Raw genomic sequence first — 23,982 nt, forward strand, 5'->3', positions numbered from 1 at the left:
TTGTATTAGAATTTAATGTTTACACCAAAGTTCACGGTTTTCATGATCGGATAGCGATTAGATCCTTCGCTTTCCGGATCGCCAAGCCCGTCGAGGTTATCCCAAGTAATCAGGTTGTTCGCGTTTACATAAAGGCGACATTCACTCATGGCCACTTTGCTGATCCATTTAGCCGGAAGCGAGTAGCTTAGTTCAATATTCTTCAGACGGAGGAAGTTGCCGTTTTTCAAGAAGAACGAGTTTTTACGCTGATTGTGATCACCATAGTTATCGTAGTGCAGCAACGGATACTTGGCATTCGCCAGGTTGTATTCTTCCGATTCGTTCGGATTCCAACGTTGCAAATGATGCTCTTTCACCTTACCGCCATTGACGAAGGCGAACATCGCTTCCGCGTCATAGTAGCGTGATACATGATCTACACCCTGAAACATGACACTGAATCCGATACCTTTGTAGTCGCATCCCAGCGTCAAAGCGTACGTGTTTTCCGGAATATCACTGTAGCCGATGAATGTTTCGTCGCGGCTATCTATAAAGCCATCGTTGTTCATGTCGCGGTATTTCAGGTCACCAACTTTCACATCTCCAAAGCTCGATACAGGGAAATCGGGACTATTCAAGTCGGCCTGCGTGACGAAGCCATCGCATAGAAGTCCGAAATATTGGTTAATCGGATGCCCTTCCTGTTTACGGTAAGCCGTTTTCAGTGCAGGTTCATCCATATTCATAATCTCATTACGTGCATGCGAGTAAGTCAGCCCTGCATTGTAAGAGAAGTCTTTACCGATATGGTTCGCGTGCTTCAGCTCGATTTCATATCCCTTGTTCTTCGTCTTTCCCAAGTTGCCGGCAGCCATGTTGACGCCTACCCATTGCGGACGAGTGAGGTATGGCGTGAGAATGTCGTTACGTCTTTCGTAGAATACGTCGATATTACCATTCAGCAGGCCGTTGAAGAAACCGAACTCAAGTCCCAGGTTATATTTGTTTGCACGTTCCCAGGTTACTGCATAGTTTGGATATTGGCTTTCAAAAATACCCGTATATCCGGTTGTTCCGAAGAAATAGTCGTTGGCAACCTGTGACCATACGGCCTGATAGAGGAAACGTTGCTTAACCCCGTTAACCTTATAAACATCGTTACCGACCTGTCCGTAGGATGCGCGGAGTTTCAAGTTGTTCAGCCAATCCTCCGTGCCTTTCATAAACTCTTCGTTGCTGATTCTCCATCCAACGGAGAAAGAAGGGAAGAAGCCGAAGCGTTTGCCACGCATAAAGTTCTCCGAACCGTTATAACCGAAGTTTACCTCAGCCAGGTAACGATCGTCGTAACCGTAAGTGGCACGTCCCACCAAACCCTGATAGCGTTCGGCTAAGTTAGCCTGATAGCGATAATCATTTTGGTTGTATAGCATCATAGCTGTTATATCATGCTTGCCAAACTTGCGTGCCCAATTCAATTGAAACTCCATATAAAGTTTGTAAGTCGTCACCTGATTGTCGCCCTGATACGCTAACTCAGTATCTGTATTGAACTGGTTGTACGCATCAATCGAAGTATAATTGTCGCGATCGTTTAGTTCGTATGTAGCAAAATTGGCATTAAATGCGCGGAGATACTGTGCGTCGTAGTCGAATGACAACATACCCTTGGCAGCCAATCCCGGCGTGAGCCAGTCCATTTTATAGTCGACAATAAAGTTTGTCTCGTTGATGGTATTCGTCGTTTTGTAGAAACCCGCTTTAGCCAAGCGAGCTACCGCATTGTTCTGGTATTGTGAGCTACCACCATACAGTGTTTTCTGATCTTCGCCTTCGCCTACGTTGTAAGAAACGGGGAATAGCCAACTCGGTGTATGATTCAATTCGTAGAATATCTGGCTATACGTGCCATCCAACCTTTCATTCGAGTTCGGGCCGTGACGTTCTTCAAAGCGTGTGCCGAAGTTGATCGATGCGGTGAGATCCTTTGTCAGCAGAAAGTCCAGATTGGCACGGAAAGCGTAGCGTTTGAAGCTGGTATTCGATTTGTTACCATATTCATCCAGACTGAAGTTACGGAACAAACCTTGTTGGTTGTAATATTCCAGAGACGTGAAGTAACGCATACGTTTGGTTCCGCCCTGAATGTTGATGTTGTAGCGTTGAGCCGGTGCGCTGTTGCGTAATACCGTGTCGTACCAATCTACATTGGGGTAGAGGAGTGCATCGATTCCACTCAACTGTCCGGCAGAAGACTTCTTGTACATCTCGATATCCGAGGCCGAGTACTGAGAAGCCAGTCCGTCGTTGGCCAAAGCTTCTTCGAGCAGTACCACCGAATTGTATGAATTAAGATAGGTGTCGCTACGTGTAGGCGACTGAGTTTGCCAGTTGGCGGTCAGGCTCACGGTCGGTTTCTGCTCCTTACCACGTTTGGTGGTAATCAACATAACCCCGTTCGCTCCACGTACCCCATATACCGCAGTAGCCGAAGCGTCTTTCAATGTCGAAATCGATTCGATATCATCCGGAGCGATCTGTGAGAACGGACGCTCTACACCATCCACCAGAATCAGGGGTTGGTTGTCGCCAGCAAAAGAAGCACGTCCGCGAATGTAGATTTTCACGTCATCGGCACCCGGAGCACCTGAGGTTTGCGAGGTTACCACACCCGAAATCTTACCGGCGATAGCCTGTGAGATATTAGCTGCCGGAGACTTCAATAACTCTTTGGATGAAACCTGAGAGATGGCTCCAACGACACTCTCTTTCTTCTGAGCACCGTAACCTACCACTACTACTTCTTCCAGCATTTCGGAATCTTCCTCCATGGTGACGTTGAGCTTGGTACGGTTGCCTACCACTATATCTTGTGTCTTATAGCCAATATAGCTGATTTGCAAAACAGCTTTCGGTCCGGCATTCAGTTTGAAGTTACCGTCGAAGTCCGTAATGGTACCGTTGGTAGTACCTTTCTCGAGAATACTTGCTCCGATGGCCGCTTCCCCTTTCGAGTCGACGATGCGTCCGGTTATCTGCTTGTTCTGTGCCTGAACCCAGGGAGCCAGCGCTGCGAAGCAAACGATCAGGAGCAGTCGGGAAAGAATACTTCCCGGTGCTGACTGCGTATATAAGTTCTTATTTTTCATATCTAGTGTTTTATAGTAATTATTCTTTGTTTAAGAACGGATAGTAACCTACCGTACGTATGTCGAGACTGGCACCGTCTACGAGTAAGAATATGCCGATGTTATTCGTTGTAATCCCTTCGGTGTAGTACGTGTAGTCTCCCAATTTCTCTCCGGAGGCCGTGACTACTTTAATGGTCAGGTCTAATCGGGTACCGGTACGGTTCAGAAGGATTGTGCAATACGCTCCGTTCATTTGCTCTCTGAATGTGTCCCAATTGTAAGTATGTGCTATATTAGCAGCTACATAAGCGTCCCCCCATCCGAAACCATCGGCACGGAGTACCAGGTGTTCGGCATAACCGGCTTCATCTCTGTCTTTTCCGTTCGTGATAACCAATAACCAGTTGTTCCAGTTATTGATGCCATTGGTGTAGTTGTAGAATGTATGAACGAAAGGCGATGGTGTGTTGCCTGTGATGACCGACAGTTTGGAGAAATACGCCCACCAACCGGCGCTGCAATCGGCAGGTCCGACCCGATACGAACCGGCTGCGTATGATTCGCCTGCGTAAACCGTTTCCGGTACGATTTCCAAGTACGACCCTTCACAGGTGAGAAAGGCACCCACTGTCTCTTCCATTTCTCCGACATAGTAGAAGCTGTAGTTGTATGTCAAACCGGTCTTGGTCGTAATCTTGGCAACCAGATCGATCCGATTGTCGGTACGTTTGATTGTCATATCAACGTATGCCCCCTGCATATCCGTCTTGAATGTGTCAAAATTGAAATTATGGGTAATGTTCGGCCCGTCGCCCGGGTATGATGTACCGCCGGACCATCCGTAGGCATCGGCACGAAGTACAAAGTATTCAGCGTAGCCCGCTGCACCCGGAGCTTTTCCGTTGCTTAACACTACAATCCAGTTGTTCCAGTTGTTGGCTCCGTTGGTATAGTTGTAGAAGCCGTAGTGAATTGTCTGGTTGCCTTTCATTGACACCACATCCGAGAAAGTAGACCACCAACCGGTCGTATAATCTTTGTTACCTACGAGGATGTAATTATTCTCTTCTTCACCTCCGCCGGTTCCCGGAACTTTGATTTCGTTGTTGGTGATTTGATTGCGGTAAATTGTTAAGTCGTCTATGTACCATTCCTGAGTAGGTGTGTCCGAACCGTATCCTATATATATATAAGGTACGGCACCCATGAACTTGATGATTTTATTGAAATCGAAGCCGCTGACTTCTTTATCGATCTTCTTTAGTCCGTCCACATATATCTCATAACCGTTGTTGCGTATCTTCACAGCCACATAATGCCATTCATCGGCACTCATCAGTCCGGTCTTATAGTCGGAAGGATTGTTATCCTCATAACTTCCGTCTACGCCTTCATAGTTGAGCCATCCGTTGGCCGTAAAGAACATCCGTTGCGTACCGTTCTCGTTTTGGAATGAGAAGAGAGCCCCTTTCACATCCTGTTCCGGCTTTTCAACGGAATCAGCTTTGGGTGTGGAACTCTGTTTCATCCAGAAAGTGAGCGAGACGCCATTTTGTATCTTAACTTTATTCAAAGGATTAGAGATGCGCGCGTAGCCATTGTTGAGGTGGAGTACTTGTCCGTGAACGTCATCAGTTGCTAATGTAGGAGTTTCTCCCCCTTCATAAGCGAACGTTTGAATTTCTTCGGGAATAAGTTCTTCATCGAAGGTCAGGCTGGCTACCTTTTCGAGGGTAGGAAAGATCTGGTTTCCTGCCGGAGGATCTGACTCTCCCCAATCTTGACAGGAACTGAATGTAAGAACAGTGAGAAACGCCATAAACACGAATGGCCATTTTCTTGTCTTCATAGGTATTGATATTAATGGTTAAACAATTAAATTATTTACTTGTACTGCGGCAAAGATACAATCGAGGGTAGTATTTCAGGTGGACAAATGATTTTGCGAGGTGGATAATTGATCTTATGAGTGTCTTTTCTACACTGCGAGTGTCAACAGCTCTTAGCTTTAAGCATTTCCTCTTTATTCTCTACTTTCTTGACTTACCGGGGACATGATTCGGAGCCCAGGGCTACTTGGTCGAAAGCCCAGGGCAATTGGATAAAGAGCCCAGGGCTGTTGACAGAAAGCCCAGGGCAAAGAATCAAGAAGTAGCGGACTCCTCATTGTTTAGCATACTGCTGGGAGTAACATTGAAATGCTTCGTAAAGCAACGGGTAAAGTATTTCGGGTCATTGAACCCTACTTCGTAAGCTACTTCGGCAATATTCATGTTCTTGGTGGTCCGGTTTTTGATGATCAACTCGCGGGCAATGTTGAGGCGATAGTTACGGATAAACTGTCCGGCAGGTTGTCCGATGAGGCTTTGCAGCTTTTTGTTTAGCAGACTCTTACTCGCTCCTACGGCCTCGCAAAAATCGCTTACTTCAAAATAAGAGTTCTTGTAGTTCTGCTTAATGACCTCCATTACTTGGTTGAGGAATTTCTTGTCGCTCGATTCTTCTTCGATGTGAAGCGATTCTACATCCATATCAATCGTGAATTTCCGCTGGTAACGTTTGCGATTGTCCAGAATGTTCTGAATGCGCGTGAGCAACAACGTTTCATCGAAAGGCTTCAGCAAATACTCGTCTACACCGATGCGGTAACTCTCCAAACGAGATTCGGGTGAAGTCTTGGCAGTCAGCATCAGGAAGGGTATGTGAGAGATGGCAAACGTCTCTTTCACCCGGCGTGAAAGCTCGATACCGTCCATGACAGGCATCATCAGGTCGCTGACGATAAAGTCCACCGGGTTGCTGTTCAGTATATGTAAAGCCTCTTCACCGTTGGCTGCTTCCAGAATATGATATTGTTCGAGAAGGATGGATCGGATATAGCCTCGCATATCTGCGTTATCTTCCACAACCAGAATTGTAAGCGTATCTTTCGGCTTATTGTCTGTCGGAGAAGATGAAACCTGCAAGATAGAATCTGTGTCGCTGTGGATAATGATGCCGCTGTTGTCCTGCTCTTCTTTGCGTTGCAAGGGGAGTAGGACCCGAAATGAACATCCGCCACCGTGATTATTATGCGCCTTGATCATTCCACCGTGCAGATGTACGATGCGTTTGCATAGATACAAACCGATGCCCGTTCCGGCTTGTCCGTACACGGGGAACTTTACTTGGTTTTGCGATTGATAAAAGCGATTGAATATCCGGTTGAGATCTTCTTCGGGGATTCCCGTTCCGCTATCTTTCACGTTGATGTAAAGATTCTCTTTTTGTCCTTTGGGGGAAGACGGAAGAAAAGCGATGTAGATTGACACCGTTCCCCCGTTGGGTGTGAATTTGATTGCGTTACTCAGTAGGTTGGTCATTACCTTGTGCATCGCTTCTTCATCGTATAAGATTTCGGGGACATCCATGCGATAGTAACGCTGTAAGACGATATTCCGTTCGCCGGCGAAGACTTCGAACGGTCGGATCAGCGTCTCAACGAACTTTCGGAAGTCACCTTGTGTCTTGACTATTTCCAACTTGCCCGACTCCACTTTGCGGAAGTCCATCAGCTGATTGACCAACGAAAGCAAATACTTCGAGTTACGTTCTACGAAGTGCAGCTGCTCAATCACCTGCGGGTTGTAGCTCAACTTCAACGCACGTTCGATAGGACCGATAATAAGCGTGATCGGCGTGCGGAACTCGTGCGTAATATTGGTGAAGAACGAAATCTTGTCGAGCGTCAACTCCTGCACCTTGCGCGACATACGGATTAGTTGAGCCTTCTGCCGGGTAATCTTCTCATTCTGATGCGTCAGCATTTGGTTCTGGCGGGAGAGTTCCACCGTTTGGTTCTCGAGCAATTCTTTCTGCTGTTCGAGTTCCCGGGTACGCTTTTCTACCGTGCGGTGCAGATGCTCCTTTTGCCGTTTCAAGGTACGGATACGCCACTGGTAGAACTGCCAGATACTGACTGATAAAAGAACGATAATCAAGAGAATAAACCAACCTGTTTTGTAGAAGTGAGGTACAATGGTGATTGTAAGTTCCGTAACATTCTCGCCTTCGTTCTCTCCGTCGAGCGAATATTTCACTTGTAAAGTATAAGTGCCCGGAGGAAGGTTGGTGTAGCTGGCAAAACGTCGGTTGCCCGTTACCTGAATCCATTTATCATCGAAACCCAGCAGGCGGTAACTGTAAGTAGCCGCATTACTCGGAGCGAAGTTCAAAGCCGAGAACTCCAACGAGAAAGACTTTTCCTTTTCGTGCAGCCGTAGCTCATGTGTAATGGCGATATCTTGTGGTAGGTATTCACTTCCCGGCAGTACCTCTTCGTTGCCGATGCGCAGGCGAGTGAAGCATACTTTGGCCGTAGGGAGCGATGCAACCTGTCGGTTACTCTCGATAGCTATCAGTCCGCTGACACTGCCAAAATAAAGAAGGTCGTTGGCCGAATGATAGGATGCGTTCCAGTAGAACTGAGCGTCCAAAAGTCCATCCTGCGGCGTATAGTTTATGAAGCGGTTCTCTTGCGGACGGTAACAGGAGAGCCCGTTGTTGGTAGATACCCAGAGATGGTCATGACTGTCGGCTAACAAGCCACGCACGCTGTTGTTCGGCAATCCCTGTGCGGTGCTGTATGAAACGAAATGTTCCGTCCCCTTCTCATCCACCTCCCTTTTATAAATGCCATATCCGTTGCTACCCAACCAGAGTACCCCGTCCTTTGTTTCATAGAAGCAGGTGATCTTCTCCACCAGCCGGGAGGACGGATCGTCGAGCTTATAATGTAGATGTCGATACGGAAAAAGGCCTTTGGAAGAACGCGTGTGTAAGTCGATAATATATACCCCTTCCATACAGCCCACCCAAAGCTGCCCCTCCTTATCTATAATAGAGCCGACGCATCCGTGGATGTTCTCGGCTGTCTTGTCAGGTAACGGAGAAATGATGCGCTGCGTAGCCAAGTCGTAGAAATATAATCCCTGATTGGCTCCGATCCACATGCCTTTGTTTATGGGGTCATAAGTCAGCGCGCCAATGAAGTCGATTGGGAAGTCGTTAGTCTGCGAGGAAATAACTTCCACTACTTGCTTGGGATTCTTTAAGTTGAACAGATTAATTCCACCGCCCCATGTACCTGCCCACAGCCGGTTGTCGTTATCCGCTGCCAATGCGCTGACGGAGTTATGGCTCAACCCGCCTTGTTCCCGGGTATAGTGGGTAAACTGATCGCTTCCCCGTTCTTTCCGGTTCAGTCCGCCCTCCACCGTACCAATCCATAAATTACCGTAAGCGTCTTCATAGATTGCATTCACCGGATTAGCCGAAAGCGTGGATGGATTCTCTTTGTCGTGCCGATAGCTGCGGATTGCCAGTCGGCGCGGATTCAATTTGTTGATACCTCCGGTTTCCGTTCCAAACCAAATATTGTCCCCATCAGCCAGTATACAGTTTATAAAATTACTATTCAGCAGATTCGTTCCGCCGTTCTGAAGGTTGTATGCGATCCGCTCGAAGCCATCTATCGCGGGATTATAGATGTTGACTCCCCGCAAAGTCGCTACAATCAGCTGATTGTTCGGGGTGAGAGCTAAATCAGTCAGGTAGTTTTGTGAAAGCGACGAAGGGTTGCCCGGGTTATTCTCATATCGTTTCACGGTATTTTTCTTCTTGTTATACCGGTATAGCCCACGGTCGGTAGCAATCCACACCTCATCACCCCGCTTCACGAAGTCCGATATATAGGTGTTGGCTTCAAAAGAGACAGCGTCGGCCATGGGGACTGTAGTCAGGCTACCTTGTGGGGTAGGCGATATTTTACGTATCTTCCCATTCATCCCGATCCAGATCTCTCCATCGCTGTCAATATCTTGCAAGGCAATGTCCGGTCCATTCAGGTAGACAGGGCTCAGGTCGATAGGTTGTCTATTTCCCCTTTTGCGTTGAATGCGATGCGGTAGAGTGCATTGTTGCAGTGTAGCCAGATACAACCCTGTGAATCTTTCATCACATGGGTAGCGGGTTGGTCGGTCAGCTTGGGGAGTACGTCGCCCAGATCGGCAGGTGCGACAGGTTTCAGGGTTTTCAGATCGAGAATATCCGTTCCACCCTCCGAAACCATCCAGAGTCTTTCGAAATTATCTTCGCAGACATTGCGGATAAAGTTGCTTTTCAGCTTGCAGTGCGGGGTATTGGGGTTGTAGTTTACAAACTCGTAGCCATCATACCGCGATAAGCCTCCTCCGGCTGTAGAAATCCATAAGAATCCCCGGCTATCCTTGTATAAATCATCGATGAAGTTGTGAGGTAGCCCCTCATTCATCGTTACGTAGGTGACGTTATAGCGATCGGCGAAAAGCTCTTGCGCTCGTCCTTTTGCGGACACGCCAAGCCAAAGAATATAGAATATAAGATAGGTGGATAGGTGCTTTTTCATCTACGTGCGTATTATTAGATACAAAGTTAGGAGAATATCTCAAATTGCAAAAACTGTGTAGGGCGCTTTTCGCTTGGTTGTCGGTTTGTCCACCATTCGTGTTCGTATGTCCACCCTCCTTGAGGCTATGCGGGCGTATTTTTGTGACATGATTGATGTAACGAAAAAACTGATGTTATGAGAAACCTATTTTTACCGGCACTTCTGCTGGCAGGAAGCTTGCTTGTAAGTTGCCATACGGGCGTGTTTACACCAACCCATTCTCCGAACCCTTGGCTGATAATTATTTATCTGTAGCGAAAATGGAAGATTACCGCCAATGGGGCACATACAACGTACACGATCCGTCCTGCCGAAAGCTGGGCGACTATTATTATATGTATTCTACGGATGCCATTTTCGGAGAGAACCGGAAAGAGGCGAAGGAGAAAGGCGTACCTTTGGGCTATGTCCAAATGCGGCGTTCCAAAGATCTTGTACACTGGGAGTTCGTGGGGTGGGCTTTTCCCCGCATACCGGAAGAAGCGGTGCGCTGGGTGCAGGAACATGCCGACGGACAAGGAGCGACTAATATCTGGGCGCCTTATATTATTCCGTATAAAAACAAGTATCGCCTATATTACTGTGTTTCGGCATTCGGACGTAAAACCTCGTACATCGGACTGGCTGAAGCCGATTCTCCCGAAGGCCCGTGGACGCAACTGGGTTGTGTGGCAAAGACGGACGAGTCGACTGCGATGAATGCGATTGATCCGAGCGTTATTGTCGATCCTGTAGACGGGAAGTGGTGGATGCACTACGGTTCCTTCTTCGGCGGACTATATTGCATGGAACTGAATCCGGAGACAGGACTCGCTTTGCATGAGGGCGATCTGGGACATTTGGTTGCCCGTCGTGCCAATTATCAGAAAGACAACCTGGAAGCACCAGAGATTATCTATAACCCGGAACTGAAACAATATTTCCTCTTCACCTCGTACGACCCGTTGATGACAACATACAATATTCGGGTCAGTCGTTCGGCGAGTGTGGAAGACGGCTTTACCGATTACTTCGGAAAAGAGGTGAAAGATACCACCAACAATGTACCGATACTGACAGCACCTTACCGGTTCGAGAACCATCCGGGGTGGGCAGGAACAGCGCATTGCGGTGTATTTTCCGATGGAGAAGGCAACTACTACCTGGCACATCAGGGACGGCTTTCACCGCAAAACCAATTGATGGTGCTTCATCTCCGACAACTCTTTTTTACGCCTGAGGGCTGGCCGGTTGTTTCCCCCGAAAGATATGCGGGTACGGCTCCCCGTAATTTCAAGGCAGCCGATTTAGCCGGTGTATGGGAAGTGATCCGGGTGCAGGAACCCCGGTACGAACGGCAACTTGAAGCCGGACAAATTCTCTGGGGCGAGGGTGAATTGAAGCAGGAAGAGTGCAATTTCTCAACTCGCATGGCGTTGGCAACAGATGGAACTTGTTCCGGCGAACTGGTTGACATCAGCGGCAAACGGATGGGTGTGAATGGAAATTGGTCTTTTTTGAAGGATAAACGTCTATTAACGCTCGATTTTGGAACAGAGAAAATCGATAATCTGATTATCTTTGCAGGACACGATTGGGAGAATGAAACGGAAACGGTTCTTTTTACCGGACTCGATAGTCGGGGACGTTCCGTATGGGGCAAACGAATTATGTCGCCCAAAGTTTCTGCTCAATCTTCTACCAAGGGGAAGTAGCGGAAAGCACCTTTGTTTTTTGAAAAACATACGTACAACCAAGTATAAAGAAAAGATAGTCGAAATATAAATTTAATTAACCTGAGTAACCCTGTTCGTCCTTCGCAAAGGAAAGGAAGGAGGGTGAGGCTAAAAAACATGAATATGTACACTAAATTATGGGCTGTATTGGCCTTATCAACAAGCATGACACTTCATGCGCAAACCAATGAGTTGGTGGTACAAACGAAGAAGTTGGGCGCGGAAATACAACCGACCATGTACGGACTCTTCTTCGAAGACATTAACTATGCTGCCGATGGTGGCTTGTATGCCGAATTGGTAAAGAACCGCTCTTTCGAGTTTCCTCAACATCTGATGGGATGGAATACGTACGGGAAAGTGGAACTGATGAACGACGGACCGTTTGAACGTAATCCACACTATGTTCGTCTCGCTTATCCCGGACACGATCACAAACATACCGGATTGGATAACGAAGGCTTCTTCGGTATTGGCGTGAAGAAAGGTGAAGAATACCGTTTCTCTGTATGGGCCCGATTGCCGCAAGGAGGAGCGGGTGAGAAAATACGTATCGAACTGGTAGATACCAAGTCAATGGGCGAACGCCAGGCTTTCTCTGCCGAAACACTTACGATCGATTCTAAAGAATGGAAAAAATATCAAGTGACTCTGAAACCGGGAGAGACTAATCCGAAGGCTACCTTGCGTATCTTCTTAGCTTCCAAAGGTACAGTCGATCTGGAACACGTTTCACTTTTCCCGGTTGATACTTGGAACGGGCATGAGAATGGAATGCGTAAAGACTTAGCACAAGCCTTGGCGGATATTCATCCGGGTGTATTCCGTTTTCCGGGCGGTTGTATTGTAGAGGGAACCGATCTGGATACTCGTTACGACTGGAAAAAATCGGTTGGTCCTGTAGAGAACCGTCCGCTGAATGAGAATCGTTGGCAGTACACCTTCGCGCATCGCTTCTTCCCCGACTATTACCAAAGTTACGGGCTGGGATTCTATGAATATTTCCTACTGTCTGAAGAGATGGGAGCCGCTCCACTTCCGATTGTGAATTGTGGCCTTGCTTGTCAGTATCAAAATAATGAGGCGAAAGCGCATGTCGATGTATGCAATCTGGATAGCTATATTCAGGACGCTCTCGATCTGATTGAATTTGCCAATGGCGATGTAAATACCACTTGGGGAAAAGTACGTGCAGATATGGGACACCCCGCTTCGTTCAACCTCAAGTTTATAGGTGTCGGTAATGAGCAATGGGGCAAGGAATATCCGGAACGTCTGGAACCATTCATCAAAGCGATTCGCAAAGCGCATCCTGAAATCCAAATAATCGGTAGTTCGGGTCCAAACTCGGAAGGCAAAGAGTTCGATTACCTATGGCCGGAAATGAAACGTCTGAAAGCAGATCTGGTGGACGAGCACTTTTATCGTCCGGAAAGCTGGTTCCTCAGCCAAGGAGCACGTTACGATAACTACGATCGTAAGGGACCGAAAGTGTTTGCCGGTGAATATGCTTGTCACGGTCAGGGAAAGAAATGGAATCACTTCCACGCGGCTTTGTTGGAAGCGGCTTTCATGACAGGCTTGGAACGTAATGCTGACATTGTACACATGGCTACTTATGCACCGCTGTTCGCTCATGTAGAAGGATGGCAGTGGCGTCCGGATATGATCTGGTTCGATAACTTGAACTCTGTACGTACGGTAAGTTACTATGTGCAACAGTTGTTTGCTCATAACATGGGAACGAATGTACTTCCGCTTACGATGGATAAGAAGGCGGTGACGGGTGCAGAAGGCCAGAACGGGCTTTTCGCCAGTGCCGTATTCGACAAAAACAAGAATGAATATATCGTTAAAGTGGCAAATACATCGGATAAAGCTCAATCGCTGACACTGAACTTCCAAGGATTGAAGAAGCAAGATGTCTTGGCCGATGGAAAGTGCATCAAGCTAAGCTCTCTCGATCTGGATAAAGACAATACAATTGAACAGCCTTCGGCTATCACTCCGCAAGAGAGTTCGGTGAGCATGGAAGGGAATACATTCAGCACGGAACTGGAAGCGAAGACTTTCGCTGTTTATAAATTTGCAAAGAAATAATAATGAATAGGGTTAGATTAATTGTTTGCTCATTCGCACTGGCAACCTCTTGGGGGTTGTCAGCGCAGAATGATACGACATTCGTAGCGAATGGGAATCCGATTGTGAAATATAAGTATACAGCCGATCCTGCTGCTTTGGTGCACGGCGACAAGGTGTATTTGTATGCCGGAGAGGACGAATGCCCACCACCCAAGGAACATTACTTGATCAATCATTGGAATGTGTTCTCTACGTCCGATTTGAAAACATGGACCGAGCATCCCATCCCCTTGAAAGCAACAGATTTCAATTGGGCGAGGGGAGAAGCATGGGCCAGTCAGGTGATCGAACGCGACGGGAAGTTTTATTGGTACGTTACGGTAGAGCATAAAGCCATTCGGGGTAAATCCATCGGTGTGGCTGTTTCCGATTCGCCGATCGGCCCGTTTGTCGATGCGCGTGGTTCGGCTTTAGTTACCAACGATATGACTACTCAATATACACAGATCAGTTGGGATGATATAGACCCTACGGTCTTTATTGACGATGACGGCCAGGCATACCTCTTTTGGGGAAATACGCAATGTTACTACGCCAAGCTGAAAAAGAATATGATTGAGCTAGACGGTCCGATTGTTCCCGTTAGCTTGCCTCGCTTCACTGAAGCGCCGTGGATTCACAAACGTGGTGATTGGTATTACCTCTCTTATGCGTCCGAGTTTCCGGAGAAGATCTGTTACGCGATGAGTCGCAGCATCACCGGACCTTGGGAATACAAAGGAATACTGAACGAATTGGCGGGTAATTCGAATACCAACCATCAGGCCATCATCGAGTTTAAAGGCGATTGGTACTTTATCTACCACAACGGTAGCATCAATCCCACAGGGGGAAGCTTCCGTCGGTCAACTTGTATCGACCGTTTGTATTACAACGAAGATGGTACGATGAAACGCGTACAGATGACTACCGAGGGCATACAATAATTTGTTAGAAGATTAATAATAGGGTTAGATATTAATAGGTTTAGTTTTTGGTAGGTGTAAAGACTGTTTTCGGACTGTCTTGCAACAAAGGAGGTGTCTCAAAAGGGTGCCTCCTTTTCTATTTGAATTCATGCGTAATTATCCCCTAAAAGGTATAATCGCTATTCTGAATCACTTTTTATACCCTAAGAGGTGTACTTCTGTGATTATTTACTATATTAGCACCCAAAAGGGTATAATTATGGAAAAGTTATCGTTGTCAGCCTATGTTAAGCAAATGCGAAAGCAATATGACTTAACGCAAGTCGACCTCTCTGAAAAGGCAGGGGTCGGACTTCGTTTTGTTCGTGAGCTGGAACAAGGCAAACAAACTCTGCGAATGGATAAAGTCAATCAAGTATTAAATCTATTTGGTGCGGAACTTACCCCCGCTCCAATGGATAGAAGTAAATTCGGATTATGAAACAGGCTAAAATATATATGCACGATAAGTTAGCAGGAATGCTGACCGAAGATGAGAACGGTTTTACTTTTCAGTACGATTCCGATTACTTAAATGATGCGGCTTCGGAAGCGATTAGCTTAACGATGCCTTTGAAAAACGAACCCTATCACGATAAAGTATTGTTTCCATTCTTTGATGGTTTAATACCTGAGGGTTGGCTCTTGGATATCGCAGAACGCAGTTGGAAAATAAGTCAACGAGATCGAATGTCGTTGTTATTGGCTTGCTGTAAAGATTGTATTGGGGCTGTTAGTGTTGCATCTGTAAAAAATGAAAACGATGAAGAATAGATGTTTGTATTGCTATCAGGATTTGGAAGAAGGGCAAACGGACTTTCATCCTGCTTGTGCGAAAAATATATTCGGGACAACAACTGTTCCTGAGTTACCGTATACAAAGGATAATATTGCTGGCTTGGCAGAAAAAGTAGTACGCAGTCAAACGACTATAACCGGCGTACAGCCAAAGTTGTCTTTAGATATAGAGTCATCGGAAAAGAAAAATGATCCGAAACGCTTTACGATTGTAGGCGTATGGGGGAGATACATCTTAAAGCCTCAAACAGATTTGTATCCAAATCTGCCCGAATTGGAAGACTTAACGATGCATCTTGCTGAAATAGCTAAAATTAAAACCGTACCTCATTCGTTAATTCGGTTTGCTGATGGTGAACTTTGTTATATCACTCGCCGTATCGATCGGGATGAGCACGGAAATAAGTTTCCGATGGAAGATATGTGCCAACTCGCTGAACGATTGACCGAGTATAAGTACAAAGGTTCTTATGAACAAATAGCTAAGTTAATCTCAAAATACTCCAATGTCCCTATGTTGGATCTGGTTAACTTTTGGGAACAAGTCTATTTTTGTTGGCTGACTGGAAATTCCGATATGCACTTGAAGAACTTTTCGCTATACAGTACTCAAAAAGGTTTCTATTCGTTGACTCCTGCTTATGATATGCTTTCGACAAAGCTAGTGATGCCAGAAGATACGGAGGAACTAGCTCTTAATCTTAATGGGAAAAAGAGAAAACTGAAGCGATCTGATTTTGAAACCGCTTTTGCCAATTCAGGTTTGGATAAAAAAGTGGGAGAAAACATCTTTTCTAAATTTGAAAAGATTGTTCCTCAATGGCTAGAGTTTATTGATAAGTCATTTCTGAACGAGGAGATGAAGGAGGAGTACAAGGAGCTTATTCAAAATAGAATATAGAGATATAATATAGATAGCCTCATGGATATAGTAAAAGGTCTGTTCTATAATGGGTAACGATTTAGAAACGAGTAAACTGCATATATTCGCCATCCTATATTTTTCTATATTGTAATTGCTACCTACAATTCTTTCTATGTGTACTTTGTAAAAAAGACAATTAACGAACGGAAATATGTCCGTGAAATCAAATATTGACTTTGGGATTCAAGTGTTATTACATATTAACCATTTGAGTCTGTTGCTCGTAGAACTTGTTTAGCTGAACTGTTTTTGAAATGCTACTGCCGTCATTCCTGTTTCACGCTTGAAGAACCTACTGAAGAAAGGAAGATTTGAAAAGCCAAGCCGGTCGCAATCTCACCTATTTGTAGATTACTGTGAAGCAGAAGCATCTTGGCTTCCATTACTACCATATAATTAATCCACCAAGAAACAGTTTGTCCGCTGATCTCTTTCACTACATTGCTCAGGTAATTGGGCGTTACAAACAACAGATCGGAGTAAAAGCGGATTTCATGCTTGAGCGTTCCCTGTTGATTAAGCAATTCCATAAACTGGTCATTAAGTAACTGGTGGCGGTTGAGCTTTATTTTATCTTTGTTTTTACCCTGTATCTCTTCTTGTTGGGAGATCATATCTTCGGCTAATGCAAATGCTGTAAGACGTATGGAGGTGAAAGGCGTGCGTGAATCTTGAGTCATACGCAAAATGAGTTTGTAATATTCATGAAAACGCAACCCTGTCTCCTCATCTGCCGTATAATATAATGTATGACCTTGCGGAATACGTGAATTTAGTTCATCCAAATCATAAATGGAGAGAAACTCCGCGGAGAGGTCGTCGCTTTGCGAAACTTTCATCACTAAAGTTCCGGGAGGTAGAATATGGATCGTATTCTTTTGCAGCACATGTTCTTGCAAATTAATGATATATTTGCTCACCCCGCTTGTTATTCTTGCTATACGCCATTCTTTTGAACGGTACGGCTGATATGGATTCATCCATTCATTTTCCGGAACATCTCCCAAGTTCATCATAATCCCAAAGCGTTCACAGAAATATGCGCCATTCTCCTTATATTTTTCAATATCCAGCAAGTCGCTGATGGATATAAGTTGTACTTCTTTTATCTTTTTAGTCATAATACACATGGATTATGAATACAAAGATAACTCTTTTCATTGAAAAAACACATAAAAACAATAATCGTGTAGGAATGGATAAATAATGAATAGAAATGGATAACGGGGTTATGGCCATTGCAGATTACCTTTGCACAAGTAATAAAAACAATTAAATATATTAGTATGTACAGACACATTTTTAATGGAGTAGTAAAAGAAGGCATCAGTGAAGAAACTATTGAAGCCCGTTTAGATGCCCTTCAGGTATTGAAGACCCTTCCTCAAGCCAAGTCGGTTACTATTGGTCGCAATTTACAGTGGTACACACCTCAGGAAGTACTGATTGTAATAGCCGACTTTAAAAACAAATCAGATTGGGAAGCTTTTGTCACGAGCGCTGAACATACAGCACTCGATGAGGTGGCTTCTGAAGTATTTGACTTAGAGAAATCATGTGGATATCAGATTGAATATTAATATAAAGAAAATACAAATGAAAGTACTGATGATAAATGGCGGTCCTCATAAAAATGGTTGTGTGAACCGAGCTCTACAAGAAATAGCAGAAACTCTGAAGAAACAGGGGATAGAAATTGACTTCTTTTGGGTGGGTAATTCACCTCTGCAAAGCTGCACCGGATGTTATAGCTGCATGAAACTTGGCGGTAAGTGTGTTCACAGAGACCGAGTGAACGAGTTTTTGGAGATAGCCGGTTTGTATGACGGTTTCATCTTTGGTTCGCCGGTACACTTCGCCTCAGCGACTGGTACAATGACGACTTTTATGGATCGTGTGTTCTTTGCAGGCGGTTTTGGCCAGAATATATTCAAGGGCAAACCAGCCGCAGTTATTACCAGCAGCCGGCGTGCCGGTGCCACCGCTACCTTTGATCAACTCAACAAGTATTTAGCTTTCAGCTCTATGCCTATTGTTCCCTCTCAGTATTGGAATGAAGTACACGGAAACACTCCCGAAGAGGTCGAGCAAGACAAGGAGGGACTGCAAATCATGCGTCTATTGGGTAACAATATGGCATGGATGCTAAAATGCTTTGCTCTGGGCAGGGAGAATGGGCTGGACGCCCCTGAGCGAGAAGAATTTACACCAACCAATTTCATTCGCTAAAAAAATGACAATAAGATATTTTATTCTATTATTATTCATGCTATTTATGACAACATCTTGTACAAATGCTCGGACGAAACAAGAGAGTGACGACAAATCTCTGCTTGAACTGGTAAAGTCACGCCGTTCCGTGCGTCGATATGCCGATAAGAAAATAGATCGGGCTGCACTAAAGCGTATCCTTCACGTGGCTCAGTATGCACCTTCCTCTTATGGAAAGCACACTACAGAGTTTGTGGTAGTAGATGATAAAGAAATGCTTAAAAAGTTAGCTGCCTGTAAGCGTATGGGTGCCCCTTCTGTCGCACAGTCTGCCGCAACCATCGTGGTGATCACTGATACCACAACAGCCGAAGGTGAACTTTGGGTAGAGGATGCTTCGGTTTCAGCTACTTATGTCCTCCTCGCCGCAGAGGCTGAGGGGCTGGGGGCTTGTTGGAATCAGATACACCTACGCAGTGGTCAACAACGTTCTGCCAGTGATGAAATCAAGGCATTGCTTGATATACCTAATCGCTTCGAAGTGCTTTGTTATATCTCTTTAGGTCACAAAATAACCGATACGCCTGCACATGATGATAGTGAATTGAATTTTGACAAACAGCACTTCGGTCGTTATGGTCAACCTTAGGAAAAAATACGTTTATGTGTAATTCCAAATGCCTGCACTACCAATCCGATTCAGATGGGGAGGAGTGACATCTTGATAAAACATCTTTTGTAAAAACAGGAAGTTCCAAGTGAAAGAGCCGTGTGTCAGAATATTCATAACCGATACGGAATACTATGCAGTGGACCTATTCAGGCATGTAGTGAATTTATTTATATGATACACAATACGCTGGCAATAGTATGAAAAGTAAAATATGCAGATTCTATGAATTTCTGATATAGCGTAAACGATAAAATGCCATTTGGTCCACTACTTATGTATGGGGCTCAGTGGCTGGTCGTTACTACTCCTGTCATAGTTTCCTTTGTGCTGTTGATTGTTTCTTATAACGAACTGCTGATAACCACCAATACTATATGCTAATATTGGTGGTTATCAGCAGTTACGTTGGTACACTAAAGTAGGTTGCTGGGTAATTTACAGGTAATAGTAACCAGGATAAACACGACTTTCATCTTCTTCTGAAAGCAAGCGTGTATTTATAGTTACTGAATATCTCTACTTCTGCTTCGTGATAACCTCTATCTCCTTTCCGCTGGCACCATCAACGAATAGGACCTGTGAATTACTAAAAGGATAGAGCTTTAACTCCGTTTCATATTTAGCGATAATCTTCTCCACAGCTTTCTTGAAAGGAAAGTTGGTGTGGTGGGGCAACGGATAGAAGTCCACGATGTTAAGTGCGGAGAAATCTTCCAGATCCTTAGCTTCGCTGCAATCGTCCATGTCTTTCACATACTCAATCTGAGATGCCATGATGATTGATCCCGCCGACTCTCCGATGTATAACTTCCCATTATTGATTTGTTCGATCAGTATCTTATCGGCTCCTGTTCTTTTTAACTCCTGAAGAAGGAAAAATGTATTACCACCTGTTACATAGATATAATCGTTCGCTTTCAACTTCTGTGCAATCTCTTCCGTGCTAGCGGTAGTCAGCTCCAGTTCGTCGACTATCAGCCCGAGCTTTTTAAGTGCTCTCTTGCCTGCTCCAACATAGAACGTGACTGATTCGGGAATGCTTGCCGTAGGGATAAACGTAACTGTCTTTCCTTGGAGATCTTCATTGACAGTGGCTGCTAATAAAGCAGCTACTTCTGTGAACGCAGACGTTAGAAATAGCTTTTTCATTGTTTTTTCTCTTTAGAATGAATGGATATAGAGACCCACATTTTTACGGGGTCTCCGGATTCTTTATGGCAAATATACATTCAATTGCTGATAAATCGACCTCACTACCGTCTCTTTTTTGAAGATTTAATTAGAAAATTGTTTCACCTGATTTTGTTCGTGCGGGGTGCATCTCTTTACTCTGCTGAGACTGTTTGGGTTAAATCGGGAAGATCGTATGTCATCACATTGCCTTCATCTTTCTCAAAACAAACCGTATAGATCTTGCGACTTTCTTCATCGACGAAGAAGCTATCGGTTGGAGCTATTTTCAGCCGAACGATCGGTTTGCCATCCCAATTGAATACAAGTATGTAATACTCGTACAGACCTTGCTCTTTCCAATCGGTGGAGAGTGCATAGATATAAGAATCGGTAGCATATGTTTGTCCTAATTCGTCTCTTTCAACAGAAGTGTCTGTTTTTAAAAGGTCGGCAGGAGTTAAAATCTCTTTATAAAACAAAGATAGGTACCTTTCTCCGGATATTTTATATAAATCGAGTTCCGGTATTTGGGAAAAAGAGGAAACAAAAGCACTCTTATCAGGCTTTAGAGAAAGCCAGTTTTGAGTTAGTTGATAGTTTTGTGCAGGGGCATCTTCGATAAAAGGAAGAAAGTTATCTTTGGGTGTAACTGTATTATTCTTTATATTGAATATCGTGACTTTGAATTCTAACGATTCGCTGCATTGGGCCGTTCCGATAAATATACTATCATTGATCTGGAATAGATGTCGTAATTCAGTTTTGTTTAGTTTGTGAAAGTCATACTGGTTATCAATAACTAGTTCCTTTTCTTTGATAGTTTGCTCTATATTTATTAAGCAAAAAGTGTTTGTTACCCGTTCAAGTACCCATATTTTCGTTTCACCGCCGATCACTTCATATTGTTCCAGGTAGATGGGAGCTATAAACTCATTAGGACCATTCCCTTTGCGGCATATATCAATTAGTTTAGTATGCTCGGAATCGAAAATTGTAAAAAAGTAATCTTGTTTCGCTTTTGTGGCTAAGATATACTTACCGACTTTGCTAATAGATATAAGCCCTATTTCTTCATCAAACTCAGGAGCTATGGTTGGAGTAAGTTTCAGGTTGATAGGGAACTCATTTACAACGATAGATGCATTGCTGGCAGGCCTTTCCTTTTGGCAGGATAAGATGAGGATACACATTGCCATAAGGGTGGTTAACTGTAATAGGTTTCTCATGTTGCTTGGGGTTTTAGTAGGATTAATTGTCGTTGGTTGCTAAGATAGTAAAACTATTTCTATTATAATCTATAATTGCTACTCTTTATCTCTCTCCCCTCTACTAGAAAGATTTTTTTTTATCTCTCATAGTCTCATTCTTTTTACCTTAATATCCTGATAATAAATGTTTTATTGAATGAGAGATACTTTTCAAACAGGCTATCTCTCATCATTTTGAGGTAAAAAAGGGCTTCAAAAGGGGTATCTCTCATTCAATTTTGCCTATCTCTCATACTAATTTGATTGTTTTTGCCATCTCTTATGCTATAACATTGCCATGCAAATGTTGGAAATGTACTTCTTTGTCTGTTTGCTGTGTGTCGGGGTTCTGTTCAATGAGGTTCGATGTCCTATTGTTTGGCCTTAAACTAGTAATAGATAACTTCCGATCCATCGCTGGATAAGTTCTTATTTGCTGCCGCTAACATCCTGTCGACTATATATAAACTATAAACCACGCTTCTGTTTATATAAACAAAAGCGTGGTTTATAAAATTGAAAGCTTCATTTATAAAATCAAAGCCTTCAATTATAGATTGTTGGTAACCAAAAAGCAGTTATCTATTTGATAAAAACAATTTTATTAGTACTAGAAACTATCTTTATTAGTACTAGAATAGACTTGATGGTACCTTTACTGCTGTGTTACTTCTTGAGGAAACAAGTTTTCAGTACCATGCTAGTTCCATCGATTCGACAATCAACCTCTTCAACGTTATCGGTAAGCTTGATACTTTTCACTTTCGTACCGCGTTTAATGACCATTGACGATCCTTTTACTTTCAAGTCTTTGATAACCGTCACCGCATCACCATCCACTAAAATAGTTCCGTTACTGTCTCGGACAACAGCAGTTGTCTCTTCATCACTTTCTGATCCTTCATTCCACTCATGACTACAATCGGGGCATACATTCAATGTGCCGTCAAAGTAGCAGTTATCTACGCTACATTGTGGGCATACGGTAATTTCGCTCATAATTTTTTATAATGTTTTGCGCAAAGATACTACAAATATAAGTATTGGGCAAATCACCATCGAGCGTGGAATGAGAATCAACTTGTTTACGAGAACGATTTTTCGATATTACTTGATAACCGAATCGGACATTTTTTTGTCAGCTTTCCATACTTTATACTTGATGTCAAAGCCTTCGGGCGCATAGACTACAATTGGCAGTCGGCTGTTGTATCTCACAATTAGAGTTCTTGACTGAACAAATCGGTATTCGTCCGGCTGATTGCAACCCATTAAAGTAGAAATCGTTTTACCGTCGGAAGAGAAGTCATAGTAATTATAGCCCCAACCTTGCAGGTCTTTTTGCTCGAGTGTACCCATCAGTTGGTGACGATTGCAATCCACAAGCATTGTTTTGCCCGGTATGATCTCTACCTGGAACGCCGATTCATCTTTCTGTGGCTTAACCTGGATGATGTGTCTCACCATACCGGTCTTCGCAGCGGGGAAAGCCTCGAGCGCTTTTTCGCTTTCACTCTTCTTATTGTTTTGTGCTTGGGCAGCAACTCCGATGAATGAGAAAAAACAGATTGCTATTAAAGCTAAACTGAATGTAGATAGATTTTTCATTTTCATTATTCTTTATATTTTACATGAATTACCAACTGAATAACATATGAGTGGTGGGAATTGTTTTCAGGGCCTGCTTATTCTTCGTCCGGTTGTAATTCGATTCCGGCTAGTGAGAAGCAGCATCCTGCATGTCCAAGTTCACATCCTTTCTCAAAAATATTGATTGCTTCTTCTTTGTGACCGAGCAATAGAAGATAGGCTCCTAGCTGTGCAATGGCATCCAACTCATTCAGTTCGATTGCTTTTGCGAAATAATTTAAGACCTCCTTGTTAGGAGCTGATTTCTCTTTCACCTCGCTAGGGTCGTGTAATAAAGACAGTAACTCCGGGCTGCTGAGCATAAACGCATTAGCCATGGTTATGCAGGCTCTTGGTAAACCTTCGTCGCATAGCCGTTCCATCGATTCGCGAAGCGTAGTATCGGTATTGATATTCATATAGGTGAAAAGCGTAGGCGCCTCTCGGTTGGTCAGCTTGTAATATTCATAAAAGAGTGAAGCATAACGTGGGTCCCGAATTACTGCCGGAGGCGCAACCGTGTCGTTTTCCATTCTTTTGTAAATCAAATCCTCAACCCATGTGCTAATACCCACCAATGTGTTTTCGTCTTTTAGCAAAAAGATAAAAGTGCTTCGGTCGGGATAAATAATCACAGTATCGCCTACCTGAAAGAAGTCACCTTTTGCATGGCTCAAACTCTGAATATCGACCTTTCCGGCACCATCGAAAACGAAGCTATTATACAAAGTCGCATCGTTTCCTTGAGGATGAAACTGGTAAGTTCCCGATAACGTAATAGAACATTCTTGAGCATAAGCGGCACTGTTTATGCCGAAAAGAGAAAGAATAGTCAGAACGAATAGTTTAATTTGATTCATTGGTCTTTAGTTCAGAATAGTTTATATCGTACAAATATATCCTTTTTCAATGAATAAAGAAGTCCTTTCAATTAATATCA

General features: G+C 44.1%; 17 protein-coding genes and 2 pseudogenes. 9 read left to right on the top strand and 10 right to left on the bottom strand.

Annotation, left to right across the window (positions count from 1 at the left end; all coding sequences use genetic code 11):
* Positions 1-5 precede the first annotated feature (5 nt).
* From JCM10512_RS16800 to JCM10512_RS16810, 3 genes and pseudogenes are all read right to left on the bottom strand, one after another.
* Positions 6-3,134, bottom strand: a complete 3,129-nt coding sequence (locus JCM10512_RS16800; RefSeq protein WP_052517274.1) for a SusC/RagA family TonB-linked outer membrane protein — start codon at positions 3,132-3,134, stop codon at positions 6-8.
* Positions 3,135-3,153: 19 nt separating this feature from the next.
* On the bottom strand, positions 3,154-4,965 hold the full coding sequence (locus tag JCM10512_RS16805) for a LamG-like jellyroll fold domain-containing protein (protein ID WP_044164831.1): 1,812 nt from the start codon (positions 4,963-4,965) through the stop codon (positions 3,154-3,156).
* 295 nt (positions 4,966-5,260) lie between these two features.
* Positions 5,261-9,540, bottom strand: a pseudogene (locus tag JCM10512_RS16810) (hybrid sensor histidine kinase/response regulator transcription factor).
* A 177-nt stretch (positions 9,541-9,717) separates the two neighbouring features.
* Between JCM10512_RS16810 and JCM10512_RS16815 the strand changes: the two are divergent.
* The 6 genes and pseudogenes from JCM10512_RS16815 to JCM10512_RS16840 all read left to right on the top strand — a co-directional run bounded on the left by JCM10512_RS16815 (position 9,718) and on the right by JCM10512_RS16840 (position 16,085).
* Positions 9,718-11,276, top strand: a pseudogene (locus JCM10512_RS16815) (arabinan endo-1,5-alpha-L-arabinosidase).
* Positions 11,277-11,414: 138 nt separating this feature from the next.
* Positions 11,415-13,397: an alpha-L-arabinofuranosidase family protein gene (locus JCM10512_RS16820; protein WP_044164832.1), complete on the top strand. Its 1,983-nt coding sequence runs from the start codon at positions 11,415-11,417 to the stop codon at positions 13,395-13,397.
* 2 nt (positions 13,398-13,399) lie between these two features.
* Positions 13,400-14,365 (top strand): glycoside hydrolase family 43 protein, encoded by a 966-nt coding sequence (locus JCM10512_RS16825; protein ID WP_044164833.1) that lies wholly within the window; start codon positions 13,400-13,402, stop codon positions 14,363-14,365.
* A gap of 241 nt (positions 14,366-14,606) precedes the next feature.
* Complete coding sequence (locus JCM10512_RS16830) at positions 14,607-14,828, top strand: helix-turn-helix transcriptional regulator (protein ID WP_044164868.1); 222 nt, start codon at positions 14,607-14,609, stop codon at positions 14,826-14,828.
* Positions 14,825-15,160, top strand: coding sequence for a HipA N-terminal domain-containing protein (locus JCM10512_RS16835; protein ID WP_044164834.1), 336 nt, complete (start codon positions 14,825-14,827; stop codon positions 15,158-15,160). Before JCM10512_RS16830 ends, JCM10512_RS16835 begins: the two co-directional genes overlap by 4 nt.
* Positions 15,150-16,085, top strand: a complete 936-nt coding sequence (locus JCM10512_RS16840; RefSeq protein ID WP_044164835.1) for a HipA domain-containing protein — start codon at positions 15,150-15,152, stop codon at positions 16,083-16,085. Before JCM10512_RS16835 ends, JCM10512_RS16840 begins: the two co-directional genes overlap by 11 nt.
* Before the next feature lie 290 nt (positions 16,086-16,375).
* Here the strand turns inward: JCM10512_RS16840 and JCM10512_RS16845 are convergent, their stop codons facing one another.
* Positions 16,376-17,230 (bottom strand): helix-turn-helix domain-containing protein, encoded by an 855-nt coding sequence (locus JCM10512_RS16845; protein ID WP_044164837.1) that lies wholly within the window; start codon positions 17,228-17,230, stop codon positions 16,376-16,378.
* 165 nt (positions 17,231-17,395) lie between these two features.
* On the opposite strand from JCM10512_RS16845, the gene JCM10512_RS16850 reads away from it, so the two are divergent.
* Genes JCM10512_RS16850 through JCM10512_RS16860 form a run of 3 tightly spaced genes read left to right on the top strand, consistent with a single transcriptional unit; the run spans position 17,396 to position 18,969 of the window.
* A complete protein-coding gene (locus JCM10512_RS16850; protein WP_044164838.1) occupies positions 17,396-17,689 on the top strand; it encodes a Dabb family protein in 294 nt (97 codons plus the stop codon).
* Positions 17,690-17,705: 16 nt separating this feature from the next.
* Positions 17,706-18,338 carry a flavodoxin family protein gene (locus JCM10512_RS16855; protein WP_044164869.1) on the top strand — a complete coding sequence of 211 codons (633 nt, stop codon included), beginning with the start codon at positions 17,706-17,708 and terminating at the stop codon, positions 18,336-18,338.
* Between the two features lie 46 nt (positions 18,339-18,384).
* Positions 18,385-18,969, top strand: a complete 585-nt coding sequence (locus JCM10512_RS16860; RefSeq protein WP_044164870.1) for a nitroreductase family protein — start codon at positions 18,385-18,387, stop codon at positions 18,967-18,969.
* A gap of 12 nt (positions 18,970-18,981) precedes the next feature.
* On the opposite strand, the gene JCM10512_RS24665 is transcribed toward JCM10512_RS16860, so the two are convergent.
* From JCM10512_RS24665 to JCM10512_RS16885, 6 genes are all read right to left on the bottom strand, one after another.
* Complete coding sequence (locus tag JCM10512_RS24665; RefSeq protein WP_262482619.1) at positions 18,982-19,107, bottom strand: hypothetical protein; 126 nt, start codon at positions 19,105-19,107, stop codon at positions 18,982-18,984.
* 402 nt (positions 19,108-19,509) lie between these two features.
* Positions 19,510-20,142 carry a Type 1 glutamine amidotransferase-like domain-containing protein gene (locus tag JCM10512_RS16865; protein WP_044164839.1) on the bottom strand — a complete coding sequence of 211 codons (633 nt, stop codon included), beginning with the start codon at positions 20,140-20,142 and terminating at the stop codon, positions 19,510-19,512.
* A 176-nt stretch (positions 20,143-20,318) separates the two neighbouring features.
* On the bottom strand, positions 20,319-21,392 hold the full coding sequence (locus JCM10512_RS16870; RefSeq protein WP_148298455.1) for a hypothetical protein: 1,074 nt from the start codon (positions 21,390-21,392) through the stop codon (positions 20,319-20,321).
* A 687-nt stretch (positions 21,393-22,079) separates the two neighbouring features.
* Complete coding sequence (locus JCM10512_RS16875; RefSeq protein WP_044164841.1) at positions 22,080-22,412, bottom strand: zinc ribbon domain-containing protein YjdM; 333 nt, start codon at positions 22,410-22,412, stop codon at positions 22,080-22,082.
* A 108-nt stretch (positions 22,413-22,520) separates the two neighbouring features.
* Positions 22,521-23,021 (bottom strand): serine protease inhibitor ecotin, encoded by a 501-nt coding sequence (gene eco, locus JCM10512_RS16880; protein ID WP_148298456.1) that lies wholly within the window; start codon positions 23,019-23,021, stop codon positions 22,521-22,523.
* 77 nt (positions 23,022-23,098) lie between these two features.
* The gene (locus JCM10512_RS16885; RefSeq protein ID WP_044164844.1) at positions 23,099-23,902 is read right to left on the bottom strand and encodes an SEL1-like repeat protein; all 804 of its coding nucleotides are present in this window, start codon (positions 23,900-23,902) and stop codon (positions 23,099-23,101) included.
* Positions 23,903-23,982: the final 80 nt, after the last annotated feature.

Origin of the sequence: Bacteroides reticulotermitis JCM 10512 (assembly GCF_000517545.1) — a bacterium.
GTDB lineage: Bacteria > Bacteroidota > Bacteroidia > Bacteroidales > Bacteroidaceae > Bacteroides > Bacteroides reticulotermitis.

What these genes read in the sequence shown, in the direction of transcription:
- JCM10512_RS16845 (WP_044164837.1), bottom strand. Translation starts at nt 17,230, where the DNA reads ATGACTAAAAAGATAAAAGAAGTACAACTTATATCCATCAGCGACTTG.
- JCM10512_RS16820 (WP_044164832.1), top strand. Translation starts at nt 11,415, where the DNA reads ATGAATATGTACACTAAATTATGGGCTGTATTGGCCTTATCAACAAGC.
- JCM10512_RS16805 (WP_044164831.1), bottom strand. Translation starts at nt 4,965, where the DNA reads ATGAAGACAAGAAAATGGCCATTCGTGTTTATGGCGTTTCTCACTGTT.
- JCM10512_RS16850 (WP_044164838.1), top strand. Translation starts at nt 17,396, where the DNA reads ATGTACAGACACATTTTTAATGGAGTAGTAAAAGAAGGCATCAGTGAA.
- JCM10512_RS16835 (WP_044164834.1), top strand. Translation starts at nt 14,825, where the DNA reads ATGAAACAGGCTAAAATATATATGCACGATAAGTTAGCAGGAATGCTG.
- JCM10512_RS16885 (WP_044164844.1), bottom strand. Translation starts at nt 23,902, where the DNA reads ATGAATCAAATTAAACTATTCGTTCTGACTATTCTTTCTCTTTTCGGC.
- JCM10512_RS16855 (WP_044164869.1), top strand. Translation starts at nt 17,706, where the DNA reads ATGAAAGTACTGATGATAAATGGCGGTCCTCATAAAAATGGTTGTGTG.
- JCM10512_RS16840 (WP_044164835.1), top strand. Translation starts at nt 15,150, where the DNA reads ATGAAGAATAGATGTTTGTATTGCTATCAGGATTTGGAAGAAGGGCAA.
- JCM10512_RS16870 (WP_148298455.1), bottom strand. Translation starts at nt 21,392, where the DNA reads ATGAGAAACCTATTACAGTTAACCACCCTTATGGCAATGTGTATCCTC.
- JCM10512_RS24665 (WP_262482619.1), bottom strand. Translation starts at nt 19,107, where the DNA reads ATGAATATTCTGACACACGGCTCTTTCACTTGGAACTTCCTGTTTTTA.
- JCM10512_RS16875 (WP_044164841.1), bottom strand. Translation starts at nt 22,412, where the DNA reads ATGAGCGAAATTACCGTATGCCCACAATGTAGCGTAGATAACTGCTAC.
- JCM10512_RS16865 (WP_044164839.1), bottom strand. Translation starts at nt 20,142, where the DNA reads ATGAAAAAGCTATTTCTAACGTCTGCGTTCACAGAAGTAGCTGCTTTA.
- eco (WP_148298456.1), bottom strand. Translation starts at nt 23,021, where the DNA reads ATGAAAAATCTATCTACATTCAGTTTAGCTTTAATAGCAATCTGTTTT.
- JCM10512_RS16860 (WP_044164870.1), top strand. Translation starts at nt 18,385, where the DNA reads ATGACAACATCTTGTACAAATGCTCGGACGAAACAAGAGAGTGACGAC.
- JCM10512_RS16800 (WP_052517274.1), bottom strand. Translation starts at nt 3,134, where the DNA reads ATGAAAAATAAGAACTTATATACGCAGTCAGCACCGGGAAGTATTCTT.
- JCM10512_RS16830 (WP_044164868.1), top strand. Translation starts at nt 14,607, where the DNA reads ATGGAAAAGTTATCGTTGTCAGCCTATGTTAAGCAAATGCGAAAGCAA.
- JCM10512_RS16825 (WP_044164833.1), top strand. Translation starts at nt 13,400, where the DNA reads ATGAATAGGGTTAGATTAATTGTTTGCTCATTCGCACTGGCAACCTCT.